We start from the raw sequence: 13,873 nt of genomic DNA, 5'->3' as shown, positions 1-13,873 counted from the left end.
ACCGTGCCGGTCACGGCTGGCGCGGGGTCATTGTCGCGGCGCTTCTGGCCGAGATAGTGGGTGCGGACGACTGAGCAAAGCATGATTCTGCTGCGATAAAACTGTGTGGATATACAGTATATTGCAGCAGAAACGGGGTCAGGTCATCGGTGTGGCGACTAGCTTGTCGGAGGGGAACGGTACAAGGAATTCGCGGCTTTGATCCGCGCTGGCGGTCAGCCAGTCGCCATAGGCGCCCTCGGGAAGGATCACCACCATGCGTTTTTCTTTGTGGGGTTGGTGGTAGTCGCGGAAGAGGGGATCGTTGTCCGCGTTGATGGTGAGCATCGTGTAGCTCTCGTGCCATTGGCCGGTCGCGTCGCGGTAGCGGTCCCACAGTCCGGCCACGCCAAGCGGCGCGCCGTCTGTCCGGGTGAATCGCGTGGCGACGGCCTTACCGGATCGCCAATCAGGTTCGAAGATGGCATCGGCGGGGATGATGCAGTGCTGCGCCCGGCGCCAGGCGTTGCGGAAGGTGAAGGCGTTGGCGACGCGGTCGTCTCGGGCATTGAAGGTGGACAGCTTCTCAGCGCTAGGCAGAGTGTCCGGCCGGGTGGAACCGGATATCAGGCCCCAGCGTCCCGTCACGGCTTCGATGCCGGGCACGGCCTCGTCGCCGGCGTCATGCTCCGGCGGCCGGCGGACGAAGATGCCTTGATACCTCGGCCACATGTCGTACTTGCCCAGCACGCCCGGCCGAGTCACGCCGAACTTCTTGAGCAGCAACTCGGCGTCTTTCAAGGTCTGGTAGTGGCTGCACATTAGGCACCCTTAACGGATGAGAGATTTGCAAAAAGTTAGTGCTCAGGAGGCAGAGCGGCGAGGGATGCGCGCCTTGCCACTGGGAGCCAGTAATGTGGCCATCGCTCGCGCAATCGCTTTTTCGAACGCAGCGAGCGCCTCAGCAATTTCGGTCGACAGTTCGTCGTACTTTGCCTCCTGGTCCTTATTGACTGCGGCTAGCTTTCTCAAGTTGTCCGCTTTTGATAGGCGCGTTGCAAAGTCGTTGCCAAGTTCGATGTGCTTCATCCAAGCGATTTCGAACGAGTCGTACACGCTCTTCAGTTCGGGATGATAGAGCGCCACCATGGAACGAACCTCAAATAAGTTTGCGTCGGGCGTCGGTATAAATGGTGCATCTCGATCTATCGCCACTTTCAACCACCAGACATGGACGTCATTGTCCGCGCGATATAGGCTCAAGCTAATTCTCTCTAGCTGTTGCCGGCGGATCGTGATCGACTCCTTGTTCCACCAATCCTCAAATCCAACTTGCGTCTTAATTTGCTCGGTAATTTTGGTGGTCTCTTCGATCTGCTTCTTTAGCAATTCCAAGTCTTGAAGGATGGCAGCGTTCTCGCCCCGCTTCCGAAAATATGCGCCCAACCATGCTGATACAGCCGGGAGAGCAAGGGCAGCCATCCAGAACCACCAAGCTCCTACGAGGGCATTGTGATTGGCTTCGACCATTATCTGCCGAAGCGCTTCGATAGAGTTGGGGTCCATAGCTGTCGTATTTGTATGTGGACTTGCTGGAGCATAACTCTTGCCCCATAGATGGAACAGTCCACTCCGATGACATGCGATGGCCTATAGATCCTGCGGCCCATTGGCCTGTGGGGTCGGAACTTAAAGTCGGATCCAGGACACTGGGCAAAAAGCCAGTTTACCGTTGTCTAAAACTGTCCTACCGTGCCTTATAGATCAATGGCTTACGAAGCCTAAGCTGCCGCTTCTTTTTAGACAGCCAACGGTCAAATCTTCTGTTTTATCAACGCTTTACAACGGAGATGAAAGAGAATGACCAATACGCTTATCAGTGTCGATCTGGAACAGTCCCCCTACGAAAACAAGCAGATCCACAACCGCTGGCATCCGGATATTCCGATGGCGGTGTGGGTGAAACCGGGGGACGATTTCATTCTGGAAACCTATGACTGGACGGGCGGCGCCATCAAGAATGACGACAGCGCCGACGACGTGCGGGACGTAGATTTGTCTACCGTGCATTTTCTGTCCGGGCCCGTGGGCGTGGAAGGCGCCGAGCCGGGTGATCTGCTGGTCGTCGATTTGCTCGATATCGGCGCCAAGGCGGACAGTCTGTGGGGATTCAATGGATTTTTCAGCCGCAACAATGGCGGCGGGTTTCTGACCGATCATTTTCCGCACGCGCAGAAATCCATCTGGGATTTTCATGGCATGTTCACGTCGTCGCGGCACATTCCTGGGGTCAATTTCGCAGGCTTGATTCATCCGGGGCTCATCGGCTGCCTGCCGGACAGAAAGCTGCTGGATGAGTGGAACCGGCGCGAGCAGGCGCTGATCGATACCAATCCGGATCGCGTGCCGCCGCTGGCCAATCCGCCTGCGCCCAAGACCGCGCACATGGGGGCGTTGCAGGGCGCCGATCGTGATCGTGCAGCAGGCGAGGGCGCGCGCACGGTTCCGCCGCGCGAGCATGGCGGCAATTGCGACATCAAGGATCTGTCGCGCGGGGCGCGGGTGTTCTTTCCGGTGTATGTGAAGGGCGGCGGGCTGTCGGTGGGCGATCTGCATTTTTCGCAGGGCGACGGCGAGATCACGTTTTGCGGCGCGATCGAAATGGCCGGCTGGGTGCACATGCGCGTGTCGCTGATCAAGGGCGGCATGGACAAGTATGCGATCCGCAACCCCATCTTCAAGCCCAGCCCGATCACGCCGGCCTACAAGGACTTTTTGATTTTCGAGGGCATTTCCGTCGACGAAGCGGGCAAGCAGCATTATCTGGACGTGAATGTGGCTTACCGGCAAGCGTGCCTTAACGCCATCGAGTACCTGAAGAAGTTCGGCTACTCGGGCGCGCAGGCTTATTCGCTGCTGGGGTGCGCGCCGGTGCAGGGGCACATCAGCGGCGTGGTCGACATTCCCAATTCGTGCGCCACGCTCTGGCTGCCTACCGAGATCTTCGACTTCGACATCCAGCCGTCTGCCAGCGGTCCCGTCAAGCACATCAAGGGCGACGTGGACATGCCGCTGTCGCGCGATCTTTAGGAGACGACGATGCCCATGTATGACTATGCGTGCGCGGATTGCGGGGCGTTTGCCGCGTTGCGGCCGTTGGCGCAGTGGCGGGATCCGGCGGCTTGTCCGCAGTGCGGGGCGTTGTCGGATCGGACCGTGGGCGGTGCGCCGGCGGTGTCGGCGTTGTCCTCGGCCGTGAACCGGGCGCACGCGGCGAACGAGCGCAGCGCGAACGAGCCGCGCAGCACGCGTGCAGGGCACGGCATGAACTGCGGGTGCTGCGGCAGTGCGCGATCGCGGGGCCGAACGCGAACGTCGGCAGATGGCGCAAAGTCATTCGCGGGCGCTAGGCCCTGGATGATCAGTCACTAGCTGAATCGCCGTCGGCCGGGTCCGTGTATGCAGACGCCCGGCCGGCGATGCGGCATGTCGCCGCGAAAAAGCTCGAAGCTATTCCTGCGCTGCCGCTTCCAGCGGCGCCACCGCGGCGCCCTGGATTTTGTGGCGGGCCAGCGCCTCGGCGACAAACCCGGATTTTTTCATGGCCTCGACATAAGCGGCCAGGTAGGCGCTGGCCTTGCCGCCGCGGCTCTTGGGCACGCCCATCGCCTGGCGGATCAGCATGAAGTGACCGTCCAGAAGGCGCAGCCCGCCCAGGCGTTGCGCGTCCGCTTCAAGCTGCTGCTTCACGCCGGCGGCGACCTCCATGTTTTCCTGCATGAAGGTGTCGACGACGGCGGGCGAGGTGGGGGCGCGGAAGATCTCGGCCTGCTTGAGTTCGCGTGTCAGGTACAGGTCATAGGCGCTGCCCTTGCCGACCACGATGCGCTGGCCGGGACGGTCGACCTCGTCCATGCTGCGGATGGGCGAGTCCTGACGCACCAGGTAGGCGCCTTCGATGACCACATACGGTGCGGTGAAGGCGATCTGCTCGCCACGCAGCGGGTCGATCGCGAAGAAGCCGACGTCGGCCTGTTCGGCGGCAACGGCGTTGACGGATTCACCGGCGGATTTGAAGACCACGAGTTCCAGCTTCACGTCGAGCCGGCGCGCCAGTTCCGTGGCCAGATCCACCGACACGCCGCCGGGCTGGCCGGTGGCGGGATCGGTGTTGGCGAGGATGGGATTGCCCAGGTTGATGGACGCGCGCAGCACGCCCGTGGGGGCGAAGGCAGACAGCATTTCGTGATCGGTCTTCATGGCTTCCTTGCTGGAATGGGACGCGCCGCCGGGCGCGGTCGATGCCAGAGGATAGCCCTAAAGCCGGCGGCGGCGCGATGGCTTATTGCACGCGGCGCAGCACGTAATGCGCCGCGAGCGGGCCGGTGGGACGCGTGCCGTCGCGGTAGAGCATCGTCACCTGGTTTTCGCCGACGAAGTAACGCTGGCTATCGCCCGCGGCATCCAACCGGATCGTGCTGCCGTCGGACTCCCAACTGAAGGTGCCCGACACGATTTCGGGCTGCGGCTGGCGGTCCAGGTACTGCGTCAGCTTTTCGTAGCGGCCATCCTTCATCAGCGTCAGCCGGGCGCGGATGCCGGGGCAGTCGGCGCAGGGCAGGGTGCCTTCGTAGCTGCCGGGCCAGTCAAGGGAGTCGCGGGAGGTGTGGTGGTCCACCGGCACGGATCGGGCGGTGATGGGCTTTGACGGGGCGCAGCCGGCGAGCAGCGCAAGACTCAGGGTGCAGGTCAGGGTGGTTTTCATCATGGCGAGCTCCTGTGTGACGGACTGACTTATTGACTGACGGCCAGATGTGACTGACGGCCAGATGGTCAGACGCGTCTTCACGATACGGACAGTAACGGGCCCATGCTGAAACGGGATGTAAGGCCGATGCGTGTCAAAAACGTCCAACCGGCGGGGCCGGGCGTGCGCTAAGCTCGGCCTTCCTTGCGCGTGAGGCGGCAATGGGCGGCCGGTGCTGCGACAGGACCACAAAGCGGCAGGGCCACGAGGCGACAGCGCCGCAAGGCGACAGGACCATAAGGCAACAGGACCACAGCATGAAAGGCGAACACCATTACAGCGTCACCGTCGAATGGACCGGCAACACCGGCGCCGGCACGGCCGGCTACGCGGCCTATTCCCGCGACCACCTCATCCAGGCTGCGGGCAAGCCCGACGTGCCGGGATCGTCGGACCCCGCGTTCCGCGGCGATGCCGCCCGCTGGAATCCCGAAGACCTGCTGGTGGCCTCGCTGTCGGCGTGCCACAAGCTCTGGTATCTGCACCTGTGTGCGGTCGAAGGGATAACCGTGCAGGCCTATCGGGACGAGGCCGAAGGCGTCATGCGGGAAGATCCTGAACGCGGCGGCGCGTTTGCATCGGTGACGCTGCGGCCTCAGGTCACCATCGGCGCAGGCTGCGACGCCGCGCTGGCGGAACAGCTTCACGAACGTGCGCACCATTTCTGCTTCATTGCCAATTCAGTGAATTTTCCGGTACGGTGCGAGCCGCGCATTGTGATTCAGCCCTCCACCTGACCCCGCTCCATGACATCCGCCCTGATCGTGATCGACGTGCAACGCGCGTTGTTCGAAACCTCGCCGCCGCCGTTCGAGGCCGCGCAGGTGCTTGCCCGCATCAATGCCTTGGCCGAGCGCGCCCGTGCGGCGGGTGCGCCAGTTGTTTATGTGCAGCACGAAAGCCCCGGGTCCGATCTGGCGCATGGCGAGCCGGGATGGGACCTGGACACGCGCCTCGCGACAGCTCCGGCCGACATCCGCGTCCGCAAGACGACGCCAGACTCGTTTCTGCGCACGGAGTTGGCGCAGGTGCTGGCGGATCGGGGCGTCACGCATCTGGTCGTGTGCGGGTACGCCACCGAGTTCTGCGTGGATACCTCCGTGCGGCGCGCGGCGGGTCTGGGCCTGGCGGTCACGCTGGCTGCCGACGCGCACACCACGCACGACAAGCCGCATGCGGATGGCGCGCAGATCCGGGCGCATCACAACGCCACGCTGCCGGCCATTTCCAGCTTCGGCGTGAAGATCGCGGCTGTGCCGGCCGCTGACCTTTTCGCCGGCGGCGCGTCGCGATGAACGTGATGGATCCCGAACTGCTGGCCCTGCTGGTGACGCGCGACATGCCGTTTGGCAAGTACAAGGGCAGGTCGATTGCCGACCTGCCTGGGCCGTATCTGGCGTGGTTCGCGCGCAAGGGCTTTCCGCCGGGAGAGCTGGGCCGCCTGCTGGCGTTGATGCACGAACTTGATCACAACGGGTTGTCGTCGCTGCTTGATCCGTTGCGCAAGGGCCGGGAACCGACCCGGGGCGCGACCCGCAGCGCGTCCTGAGTCGAGCCGCGGAAACCGCAGGAAACAACTGGTGGGGATGATGTAGCGTCTTGGCACGACGCCGGCCATCCACCGGGGATACGATTAGGCGGTGCGCCCGGCCCTCGGCCCGGGCGCTGACTCATCGAACAGAGGTCGCCATGAACAAAAAACACGTCTCCGCTTTCCTGTTTGCCGCCCTTTGCGCGGCGGGCGCTGCTCAGGCCCAGAACGTTGCGCCGGGCGCCACGCAGGAAATGCAGTTTCCCTCGGCGCAGGGCAGCCTGTCGCCACCTTCGACGCTGCGCATGACGGTGACGCCCGAAGCCCCGCCGCCCCCCCCGATCCGCGACACGCCCCAAAGCCAGGCCGAGTTCCAGCGCTGCCGTACGGTGTCGGACCGCGCGGCCACGTCGAATGCGCAGATGCAGGCCGGTGTCGAGCAATGTCTGCGCGAACTGCAGCAGCGCCGCCAGCAGCAATAAGCCCCCGGGGATTCCAGGGCCGGAGCCAGAGCGGGTACACTTGTCCGCCGTTTTGCTCTAAGCGCCTGAATTCCCATGATTTCCACCGCCTGCGGCGTCGACTTCGGCACCTCCAATTCCACCGTCGGCTGGAGCCGTCCCGACCAACATGCGCTCCTGGCGCTGGAGGACGGCAAGACCACCTTGCCGTCGGCCATCTTCTTCCACGACGAGGACGCCGAGGTCAGCTATGGCCGCGCGGCCATCTCCGACTACCTGGCGGGCTACGACGGGCGCCTGATGCGCTCGATGAAGAGTCTGTTGGGCAGCTCGCTCATCGACGGCTCGACGGAAGTGCAAGGCCGTTCCATTCCCTTCCGTGTGCTGCTGACGCGCTTCATCGCCGAATTGAAGGCGCGCGCCGAGACCGCCGCCGGGCGCGGCTTTACCCGCGCCGTGCTGGGCCGTCCGGTGTTTTTCGTGGACGACCATCCCGCGTCTGACCAGACGGCGCAAGACACGCTGGAAGAGATCGCGCGCAGCGTCGGGTTTACCGACATCGAGTTCCAGTTCGAGCCGATGGCGGCCGCCTTTCATTACGAGTCGCAGATCAGCCGCGAGGAACTGGTGCTGGTGATCGACATCGGCGGGGGTACGTCGGACTTTTCGCTGATCCGGCTGGGGCCTGACCGCGCGGCCAAGCCGGACCGTCGCGACGACATCCTGGCTTATGGCGGCGTGCACATCGGCGGGGTGGATTTCGACAAGCAATTGAGCCTGGCGCACGTGATGCCGCTGTTGGGCCTGGGCAGCCAGTTGCGCAGCGGCAAGGACGTGCCATCGACGCAATACGGCAACCTGGCCTGCTGGCACACCATCAACCAGGCCTACACGCGCAAGGCGGCCGAGCATTTTGCCTATATCCGAGCCGAGGCCGGCGACCGCCAGAAGATCGACTTGCTGCTGAACCTGGTGAAGGAGCGCGCGGGCCACTGGGTGGCGGTGCAGGTGGAAGAAGCCAAGATCGCGTTGTCCGACGCGCCCGCCGCGCGCATCGACCTGTCGCGTATCGCACCGGATCTGGGCGTCGACGTGACGCGCCCGTCGTTCGACGCGTCCGTCGGACGCTTGATCGACAAGGTCGAGACCACCGTGGGCCAGTTGCTGCGCGATGCGGGCGTGTCGACGGCGGACGTGGACACCGTGTTCTTCACGGGCGGATCCAGCCGCGTGCCGCGCTTGCGCGAAAGCGTGTCCCGGCTGGTGCCGGGGGCGCGTAGCGTGGAAGGCGACCTGTTCGGCAGCATCGGGGCCGGTCTGGCGCTGGACGCCGCACGCAAGTTCGGCTGACCGGCCGCCGGCGGGGCGGTGGTAAGCTGCCAGGCGTGCCGGCAACGGCCCGCCGCTGTCCTTCCCAGTCCCTGATCCAGACGTCCTCATGACCCGACCCGCCGATACCCATCTCGTCGAAACGCTGCTCGAAAGCGAGGCGCCTTACGACGGCAGCTTTCTGAAGATCCGCCGCGATACCGTCAGCCTGCCGAACGGCCATACCGGCATCCGCGAATACGTGGTGCACCCGGGCGCGGTGGTGGTGATTCCGCTGCTCGATGACGGCAGCGTTCTGCTGGAGCGTCAGTTCCGGTATCCCATCGGCCGCGTGATGACGGAGTTTCCGGCGGGCAAGCTGGATCCGGGCGAGGATCCGCTGGTGTGCGCCAAGCGTGAATTGCTGGAGGAAACGGGCTATACGGCCGGCCAATGGGCCCACGCGGGCGCCTTGCACCTGGCTATCGCCTATTCCACGGAAATCATTCACATCTTCTTTGCGCGCGGTCTGCGGGCAGGCGAACGCCAGCTCGACCAGGACGAATTCCTGGACGTCATCAGCAAGCGTCCGGAGGAGGTGCTCGCAGCTTGCAGTCAGGGCGAGGTCACCGACGCCAAGACGCTGACCTGCGTGCTGTGGATGCAGAACGTGCTGTCCGGCGCCTGGAAGCTGGACTGGCAGGACAACGCCGCCTGAGCGGCGTCCGGCAGCCTGACACCGATGTGCTCGCACCCGGTTCTTGTCCAGCCCTCGGGCCTGCGCTTTGACGCGCCGGCCGGCACGTCCGTGCTGCTGGCGGCGCAGGCGGCGGGCATCAAGCTGCCCAGTTCGTGCCGCAACGGCACCTGCCGCGCCTGCATGTGCCTGATGGTCGACGGTTCGGTCGTGTACGGCATCGAATGGCCCGGCCTGTCGCGCGACGAGAAGGAAGAGGGCTGGATCCTGCCGTGCGTGGCGCAGGCGACGTCGGCGCTGGAAATCCAGGCGCCCGGCGCCGCGTTGATCGAGGCCGCGCCGCCTGCCGTCCGCCCGCTTACCGGCGCCAGGCGCTGACCGCGGCTACGGGCAACAGGGTCGCAGCCATGCCGGCGGCCATGCCCAGCACCATTCCCCAAAAAGGCGCGGTACCCAGCGCCTGCGCCGTCTGAACGCCCAGGCGCGCGCCCAGCACCATTCCGATGGCCATGAGGACCAGGCACAGCACTCGGCTTGCCAGCGGCGTTTTGCCGCCTTGCAGATGGGGCCATGGCAATCGTGGCGCAGGCAATCGAGCCCGGGTCAGCAGCGACCAAGGCAGCAGCGACCAAGGCAGCAGCGCCGCCACCGCCATCGCGGCAGAGCTGACCGGCATCAGCACCACGTGCCGCCACGCCAGTTGCGCCAGCGTTCCTGGCGCGCCGCACTCGCTGGCCAACAGCGCGGCGGGCGTGCGCCACGTGTCCACCAGCAGTCCGGCGCCCATGGCTGCCAGGCATGCCAGCCACAGGCCCGCCATGCCGGCCGTGGCCTGCGGCCTAGCTGTGGCCGTGGCAGGCTTGGCGCGGGGCGTCGCCGTATCGGTCATGGTGGCGCACCCAGTCGCGCACGTCGAAATACGGGCCGTTTTCGTTGCGGCCCAGTGGCGCGATGTCGAGGTAGTTGTAGGCGCCCGCCAGGCGCTCCACGCCGCGTTCGAAGGCCGAGTACGTGTGGAAGATCTCGCCGTCGGGATCACGGAAGAAGGCGCTGGCGCCCGGACGTTCCTCGACCGCGCCATCCGCCTGCGGCACCGACGCTTCGAAGTCGAAATTGAAGTCGCTGTCCGCTGACGAGTACCAGTCGAACTTCCAGCCCATGCGGGCCTTGAAGGCGGCCAGCTGGGCATACGGCGCGCGCGAGACGGCCACCACGGATACGTCGTGGTGCCGCAGGTGCATGAGCGCGCTGTCCAGGTGATCGGCCAGGAGCGAGCAGCCCACGCACCCGTCCTCCCAGTCTGGACTGAACATGAAGTGGTAGACGATGAGCTGGCGCCTGCCGTGGAACAGGGCGTCCAGGCCTTGCATGCCGTGCGCGCCTTCGAATGTGTAGGCCTTGTCCATCCGGACCCACGGCAGCGCCATGCGGTCGCATGCCAGGGCGTCTGAGGCGTGGGTCAGTTCCTTCTCGCGCCGCAACAGCGCCTCGCGTGCAATGTGCCATTCGTGGCGGGATACGACGGGATGATCGGTTTGCATCGTACGTCTCCTTTGCGAGCCGGGCGCTTTGACCCGGGATCAATGACAGATCCGGAGTACGGATCCGGGGCGGCAGCTTCAGGCCTTGCCGGCCAGGTGATCCGCCAGGCGGTCCATGGCGCCGGACCAGCCATCCTCGTGGCCGTCACGGGTGGCCTCGTCGACGAATGGCGTCTGCAGGAAGGCAAGCTCGGTGCCGGCGTCCGCCGCGGTGAAGTCCAACGTGATCAGGGAGGCTTCCTGCGGCGTGTCGCGCCACGCCCAGGTGAACACCAGGCGGCGATGGAGCGTGACTTCCCGATAGTGGCCGCTGGCGTGGTGCTCCCCGCCGTCCGCGGTGATGAAGCCGACTTCATAGGCGCCGCCCACACGCACGTCGGTTTCTGCCAGCAGCACGCGTTGCGTGCCCGCCGGGCCGAACCAGCGCATCAGCGCTTGCGGGTCGGTCCAGGCTCGCCAGACGCGTTCGACGGGGGCGTCGAAGCGTCGCTGGAGCCGCAGCTCGAGGGGGGAGATTCGGTTTTCCATGGATGGATTTCCTCTTCGTGATAGAGATACCGCGCCAGCGAATCCAGTTGGCCGGTCCAAAACCTTTCGTAGCGTGCCAGCCAGCCAGCGGCGGCGCGCATGGGTTCGGGAGACAGCGTGCAGCTCACCACCCGCCCGTCCTTGACGCGTGCGATGAGGCCGGCGTCTTCCAAGACCCGCAGGTGTTTCATGAAGGCGGGCAGGGACATGGCGTGGGGCTGGGCCAGCGTGCTGACCGAGGCCGAGCCCTGTTCCAGGTCCGCCAGCACCCGGCGGCGGGTGCCATCCGCCAGCGCAGAGAAGATGGCATCGAGAGCGTCATCATTTAACTTAACCATAAGGTTAAGTTTTAGACCTGCCGCAAACGCGAGTCAAGCCGGATGGCTCGGGAATTTCCCTAGGGTTTGGGGGCTTATTTGCCGCGCGGCTTGATGATGTCGCAGGCGGCGGCGGTGGTGCTGGCCTGGGCGTCGGCGCCCAGCAGCGCCCGCACGCCGCAGATCGAGCCGAACATGCGCTTGCCGTCGTGGCCGACGCCGCCAACCTCGAAGGCGGCGTGACGCAGGGGGACGGGCTTGGCGCCCCGGCCGGCCAGAACGTGCTCGTACTGGACGTAGCCGGTGCCGCGCGCCAACCGGGTGGCGCCCTGGGCTTCGGCGCCGCAGGCCTTGTCCAGCAGCCGGTGCTCGGGATTGTTGTCCGCGCCGCCCAGCAGGTAGACCACATCGCGCGCGGCGTAGCGCACGAAGAGGCGCGAGTCATCGGATTCGCGGGCGTAGGCGGGCAGTTTGTCGGTGCCGTACTTGTACTGGTTGTAGGTCGGGCAGATGCCGCGCTCGTAGGGCGCGTAGCCCTTGCCGTCGGCGCGTGGCCGCTCGTTGGTCAGGTACAGGTAGGAGGAGGGGTTGGCGACGACGTAGCGCACCGCCAGGCCGTCGCGGCGCAGGACGCCATCCAGGTTGTTCAGCACCGCATACCGGTGCACCAGTTGGGCGCCGGCCGAATGCCCGGCCAGCACGAGGCCGGTCAGGGCTGGCAGTCGCTTGCGGTCGTCCAGGCTGCGCAGCAGGTCGTCCAGGACCTGGAACGAGGTGACGGGGGCGGGCCGGCCGGTGGCCTGCACGCTTTCCTGGCCGTCTTCCCAGCTTGCCTTGCGCCAGGCGGCCATGCCCGCGAATCCCGAATCGATCGAGCCGGAAAACCGCGGGGCAAGCACCAGCGTGTCGCCCGCGCGCGCCGGGTCGGCGGCGACCAGCGCGGCGGCGGTTTCGTAGTAGTTGTCGGCGTCGCGCTTGACGCCGTGGATGACGATGAGCACCTGCTTGATGCCGCGCAGGTCGTCCTTGGTCAGATCCCGGTTGGCGTAGACCGGCATCTTGTACCGGCTGCCGGGGCGGCCCAGTTCAACGGCCTGCCAGCGCAGCGGCGCCGCGCGCTTGGGCGCGGGCGTGGCTTCGTCGTAGTCGTAGGGATCCGGCAGCGGCGTCTGCGCGCGCGCGGCGGCGCAGGCCAGCACGGCGACGACGGTGGCGAGGGCCAGCGATGCCGCCAGTGCGGTGCGGGACAAGGATGTGGCAGGCGCGCGGCGCATGGCGCGGCGACCGCTCAGCAGCTTTCGTGTCCCAGCAGTTGCTTGAGCGCAGGCAGGTCCAGGATGCGGACTTCGCGCTGGTTGATCTTGATGAGGCCGTCGCGGGCAAAACGCGAGAAAAGACGGCTTACCGTTTCCAGCGTCAGGCCCAGGTAGTTGCCGATTTCTTCGCGGCTCATGCGCAGCACGAACTCGGTGGACGAATAGCCCAGCGACGCATAGCGCTGCGAGAGGTTCAGGAGGAACGCGGCCAGGCGCTGTTCCGAACGCATGGAGCCCAGCGAAGCCAGCATCTGATGCGAGCGGGTGATCTCGCGGCTCATGAGGCGGCGGAATTGCTGTTGCAGCGACGGCAGGTGCGACGCGACGCGATCGACTTCGTTCAGGCGGATGACGCAGACCTCGGAATCTTCGAGGGCCACGGCGGCCGACACGTGCTTGCCGTCCAGCATGCCGTCCATGCCGACGATCTCGCCGGGCAGATGGAAGCCGGTGATCTGGATCTGGCCGGTGGCGTCTTCAAGTTGCGTTTTCAAGCTGCCGAAGCGCACGCCATAGACGGCGTCGAGCGGATGATCCAGCGAAAAGAGCGTCTTGCCTTTTTCCACGCGGACGCGCTCTTTGACCAGTTCGTCCAGCTTTTCGACTTCGGCGGCTGCCATGCCCACGGGAACGCAGACGTGACCCAGCATGCACGTGGAACAGTGGGCGGCATCAGGGGCAATGGGGACCCGTTTTTGCATACGATGACCTTTAGAGTGCCCATTGCACGGCGGGCGCCGGAACGGGTGTGAAGCACGAGACAGGCGTCTATTGTAGTCCGTTGTTACTACGGGTGTCTTACCGGGCGTCCTGCTTTGTCCTGGACAGGCGGTGAGCGATCCAGTCGTCCCCGGCGATATCGACCGCGGCGGCCCGAAGCGCGGGGTCGATCGGATAGTACTCGCAGGGCAGCAGACCGGTCGCGCCAGGGCCTTCCAGGCGGGCGGAAATCGTCTGGCGCATAAAGCAGCCGGGCTTGCCGGGCTCGTATTCCTCGATCTCGTCGAGCAGGGCGATCAGCGCCGGATCCACCCGGTAGACGTCGCCACGCACGCGTCGTCCGTCGTTCACGGGGATCAGGCCGGGCCAGTTGCCGAAATCGACCAGCATGCCCGGCACGCTGGCCGGGCCGACGTGGCTGGCGGCCGGCAAGCCGCGCGCCGCGGCGGCCCGGGCGAGGTCGTTGATTTCGCCGGCGCGTAGGGTGCCGTACACAAAAACGTATATGCTCATTGCTCTGTTTGCTGGTGCACGTCGAAGAAGACCATGAGGGGCACCGGGTGTTGAAATTGTCCCATCCGGCCACATATTCAGGTTATCGAGCCAGCCGGCACGGATCGGTCAGGCTCCCCACAAGCCAATACGACCATTATGCGATTCGACAAACT

General features: G+C 65.2%; 20 protein-coding genes. 9 read left to right on the top strand and 11 right to left on the bottom strand.

Annotated elements, in window-relative coordinates; translation table 11 throughout:
• Positions 1-138: 138 nt before the first annotated feature.
• Positions 139-801 carry an SOS response-associated peptidase gene (locus RT697_RS25145; protein ID WP_313702387.1) on the bottom strand — a complete coding sequence of 221 codons (663 nt, stop codon included), beginning with the start codon at positions 799-801 and terminating at the stop codon, positions 139-141.
• 42 nt (positions 802-843) lie between these two features.
• Positions 844-1,545, bottom strand: a complete 702-nt coding sequence (locus RT697_RS25140; RefSeq protein ID WP_313702386.1) for a hypothetical protein — start codon at positions 1,543-1,545, stop codon at positions 844-846.
• A gap of 294 nt (positions 1,546-1,839) precedes the next feature.
• Between RT697_RS25140 and fmdA the strand changes: the two genes are divergently transcribed.
• Positions 1,840-3,069 (top strand): formamidase, encoded by a 1,230-nt coding sequence (gene fmdA, locus RT697_RS25135; protein WP_313702385.1) that lies wholly within the window; start codon positions 1,840-1,842, stop codon positions 3,067-3,069.
• Positions 3,070-3,078: 9 nt separating this feature from the next.
• Positions 3,079-3,411, top strand: coding sequence for an FmdB family zinc ribbon protein (locus tag RT697_RS25130; RefSeq protein WP_313702384.1), 333 nt, complete (start codon positions 3,079-3,081; stop codon positions 3,409-3,411).
• Between the two features lie 78 nt (positions 3,412-3,489).
• Here the strand turns inward: RT697_RS25130 and RT697_RS25125 are convergent, their stop codons facing one another.
• Together RT697_RS25125 and RT697_RS25120 are read right to left on the bottom strand one after the other, a co-directional pair.
• Positions 3,490-4,239 carry an ABC transporter substrate-binding protein gene (locus RT697_RS25125; protein ID WP_313702383.1) on the bottom strand — a complete coding sequence of 250 codons (750 nt, stop codon included), beginning with the start codon at positions 4,237-4,239 and terminating at the stop codon, positions 3,490-3,492.
• Between the two features lie 82 nt (positions 4,240-4,321).
• On the bottom strand, positions 4,322-4,747 hold the full coding sequence (locus RT697_RS25120) for a copper resistance protein NlpE (RefSeq protein WP_056566734.1): 426 nt from the start codon (positions 4,745-4,747) through the stop codon (positions 4,322-4,324).
• A gap of 296 nt (positions 4,748-5,043) precedes the next feature.
• Here RT697_RS25120 and RT697_RS25115 point away from each other — a divergent pair, with 296 nt between their 5' ends.
• From RT697_RS25115 to RT697_RS25085, 7 genes are all read left to right on the top strand, one after another.
• Positions 5,044-5,523, top strand: coding sequence for an OsmC family protein (locus tag RT697_RS25115; RefSeq protein WP_313702382.1), 480 nt, complete (start codon positions 5,044-5,046; stop codon positions 5,521-5,523).
• A gap of 9 nt (positions 5,524-5,532) precedes the next feature.
• Positions 5,533-6,081, top strand: coding sequence for a cysteine hydrolase family protein (locus RT697_RS25110; protein ID WP_313702381.1), 549 nt, complete (start codon positions 5,533-5,535; stop codon positions 6,079-6,081).
• A gap of 5 nt (positions 6,082-6,086) precedes the next feature.
• Entirely contained in the window at positions 6,087-6,335 is a 249-nt protein-coding gene (locus RT697_RS25105; RefSeq protein WP_313702388.1) for a DUF3820 family protein, read from the top strand.
• A 140-nt stretch (positions 6,336-6,475) separates the two neighbouring features.
• Complete coding sequence (locus RT697_RS25100; RefSeq protein WP_313702380.1) at positions 6,476-6,799, top strand: hypothetical protein; 324 nt, start codon at positions 6,476-6,478, stop codon at positions 6,797-6,799.
• Between the two features lie 75 nt (positions 6,800-6,874).
• Entirely contained in the window at positions 6,875-8,128 is a 1,254-nt protein-coding gene (locus tag RT697_RS25095) for an Hsp70 family protein (RefSeq protein WP_313702379.1), read from the top strand.
• A gap of 88 nt (positions 8,129-8,216) precedes the next feature.
• Positions 8,217-8,804 (top strand): NUDIX hydrolase, encoded by a 588-nt coding sequence (locus RT697_RS25090; RefSeq protein WP_313702378.1) that lies wholly within the window; start codon positions 8,217-8,219, stop codon positions 8,802-8,804.
• Between the two features lie 24 nt (positions 8,805-8,828).
• Entirely contained in the window at positions 8,829-9,161 is a 333-nt protein-coding gene (locus RT697_RS25085) for a 2Fe-2S iron-sulfur cluster-binding protein (protein WP_313702377.1), read from the top strand.
• On the opposite strand, the gene RT697_RS25080 is transcribed toward RT697_RS25085, so the two are convergent.
• The 7 genes from RT697_RS25080 to RT697_RS25050 all read right to left on the bottom strand — a co-directional run bounded on the left by RT697_RS25080 (position 9,142) and on the right by RT697_RS25050 (position 13,718).
• Positions 9,142-9,672, bottom strand: coding sequence for a hypothetical protein (locus RT697_RS25080; protein ID WP_313702376.1), 531 nt, complete (start codon positions 9,670-9,672; stop codon positions 9,142-9,144). The two genes, RT697_RS25085 and RT697_RS25080, sit on opposite strands and share 20 nt — an antisense overlap.
• Positions 9,623-10,324, bottom strand: coding sequence for a thioredoxin family protein (locus RT697_RS25075; protein ID WP_313702375.1), 702 nt, complete (start codon positions 10,322-10,324; stop codon positions 9,623-9,625). The genes RT697_RS25080 and RT697_RS25075 overlap by 50 nt, the downstream gene beginning before the upstream one ends.
• A gap of 78 nt (positions 10,325-10,402) precedes the next feature.
• Complete coding sequence (locus RT697_RS25070; protein WP_313702374.1) at positions 10,403-10,852, bottom strand: SRPBCC domain-containing protein; 450 nt, start codon at positions 10,850-10,852, stop codon at positions 10,403-10,405.
• On the bottom strand, positions 10,753-11,190 hold the full coding sequence (locus RT697_RS25065) for a metalloregulator ArsR/SmtB family transcription factor (protein WP_313702373.1): 438 nt from the start codon (positions 11,188-11,190) through the stop codon (positions 10,753-10,755). Before RT697_RS25065 ends, RT697_RS25070 begins: the two co-directional genes overlap by 100 nt.
• Positions 11,191-11,264: 74 nt before the next feature.
• Positions 11,265-12,443, bottom strand: coding sequence for a hypothetical protein (locus tag RT697_RS25060; RefSeq protein WP_313702372.1), 1,179 nt, complete (start codon positions 12,441-12,443; stop codon positions 11,265-11,267).
• A gap of 14 nt (positions 12,444-12,457) precedes the next feature.
• The gene (fnr, locus tag RT697_RS25055) at positions 12,458-13,186 is read right to left on the bottom strand and encodes a fumarate/nitrate reduction transcriptional regulator Fnr (RefSeq protein ID WP_313702371.1); all 729 of its coding nucleotides are present in this window, start codon (positions 13,184-13,186) and stop codon (positions 12,458-12,460) included.
• Between the two features lie 97 nt (positions 13,187-13,283).
• Positions 13,284-13,718: a gamma-glutamylcyclotransferase family protein gene (locus RT697_RS25050; RefSeq protein WP_313702370.1), complete on the bottom strand. Its 435-nt coding sequence runs from the start codon at positions 13,716-13,718 to the stop codon at positions 13,284-13,286.
• Positions 13,719-13,873 lie beyond the last annotated feature (155 nt).

The sequence above is a fragment of the Achromobacter sp. genome, from assembly GCF_032113835.1.
Taxonomy (GTDB): Bacteria; Pseudomonadota; Gammaproteobacteria; order Burkholderiales; family Burkholderiaceae_B; genus Achromobacter.
Note: the sequence above shows the minus strand (reverse complement) of the source record. Positions and strands in the feature narration are given on the sequence as shown.

Coding starts and splice junctions, on each gene's coding strand:
- RT697_RS25050 (WP_313702370.1), bottom strand. CDS start 13,718: ATGAGCATATACGTTTTTGTGTACGGCACCCTACGCGCCGGCGAAATC.
- RT697_RS25065 (WP_313702373.1), bottom strand. CDS start 11,190: ATGGTTAAGTTAAATGATGACGCTCTCGATGCCATCTTCTCTGCGCTG.
- RT697_RS25120 (WP_056566734.1), bottom strand. CDS start 4,747: ATGATGAAAACCACCCTGACCTGCACCCTGAGTCTTGCGCTGCTCGCC.
- fmdA (WP_313702385.1), top strand. CDS start 1,840: ATGACCAATACGCTTATCAGTGTCGATCTGGAACAGTCCCCCTACGAA.
- RT697_RS25075 (WP_313702375.1), bottom strand. CDS start 10,324: ATGCAAACCGATCATCCCGTCGTATCCCGCCACGAATGGCACATTGCA.
- RT697_RS25115 (WP_313702382.1), top strand. CDS start 5,044: ATGAAAGGCGAACACCATTACAGCGTCACCGTCGAATGGACCGGCAAC.
- fnr (WP_313702371.1), bottom strand. CDS start 13,186: ATGCAAAAACGGGTCCCCATTGCCCCTGATGCCGCCCACTGTTCCACG.
- RT697_RS25070 (WP_313702374.1), bottom strand. CDS start 10,852: ATGGAAAACCGAATCTCCCCCCTCGAGCTGCGGCTCCAGCGACGCTTC.
- RT697_RS25105 (WP_313702388.1), top strand. CDS start 6,087: ATGGATCCCGAACTGCTGGCCCTGCTGGTGACGCGCGACATGCCGTTT.
- RT697_RS25080 (WP_313702376.1), bottom strand. CDS start 9,672: ATGACCGATACGGCGACGCCCCGCGCCAAGCCTGCCACGGCCACAGCT.
- RT697_RS25095 (WP_313702379.1), top strand. CDS start 6,875: ATGATTTCCACCGCCTGCGGCGTCGACTTCGGCACCTCCAATTCCACC.
- RT697_RS25090 (WP_313702378.1), top strand. CDS start 8,217: ATGACCCGACCCGCCGATACCCATCTCGTCGAAACGCTGCTCGAAAGC.
- RT697_RS25100 (WP_313702380.1), top strand. CDS start 6,476: ATGAACAAAAAACACGTCTCCGCTTTCCTGTTTGCCGCCCTTTGCGCG.
- RT697_RS25085 (WP_313702377.1), top strand. CDS start 8,829: ATGTGCTCGCACCCGGTTCTTGTCCAGCCCTCGGGCCTGCGCTTTGAC.
- RT697_RS25145 (WP_313702387.1), bottom strand. CDS start 801: ATGTGCAGCCACTACCAGACCTTGAAAGACGCCGAGTTGCTGCTCAAG.
- RT697_RS25140 (WP_313702386.1), bottom strand. CDS start 1,545: ATGGACCCCAACTCTATCGAAGCGCTTCGGCAGATAATGGTCGAAGCC.
- RT697_RS25060 (WP_313702372.1), bottom strand. CDS start 12,443: ATGCGCCGCGCGCCTGCCACATCCTTGTCCCGCACCGCACTGGCGGCA.
- RT697_RS25125 (WP_313702383.1), bottom strand. CDS start 4,239: ATGAAGACCGATCACGAAATGCTGTCTGCCTTCGCCCCCACGGGCGTG.
- RT697_RS25130 (WP_313702384.1), top strand. CDS start 3,079: ATGCCCATGTATGACTATGCGTGCGCGGATTGCGGGGCGTTTGCCGCG.
- RT697_RS25110 (WP_313702381.1), top strand. CDS start 5,533: ATGACATCCGCCCTGATCGTGATCGACGTGCAACGCGCGTTGTTCGAA.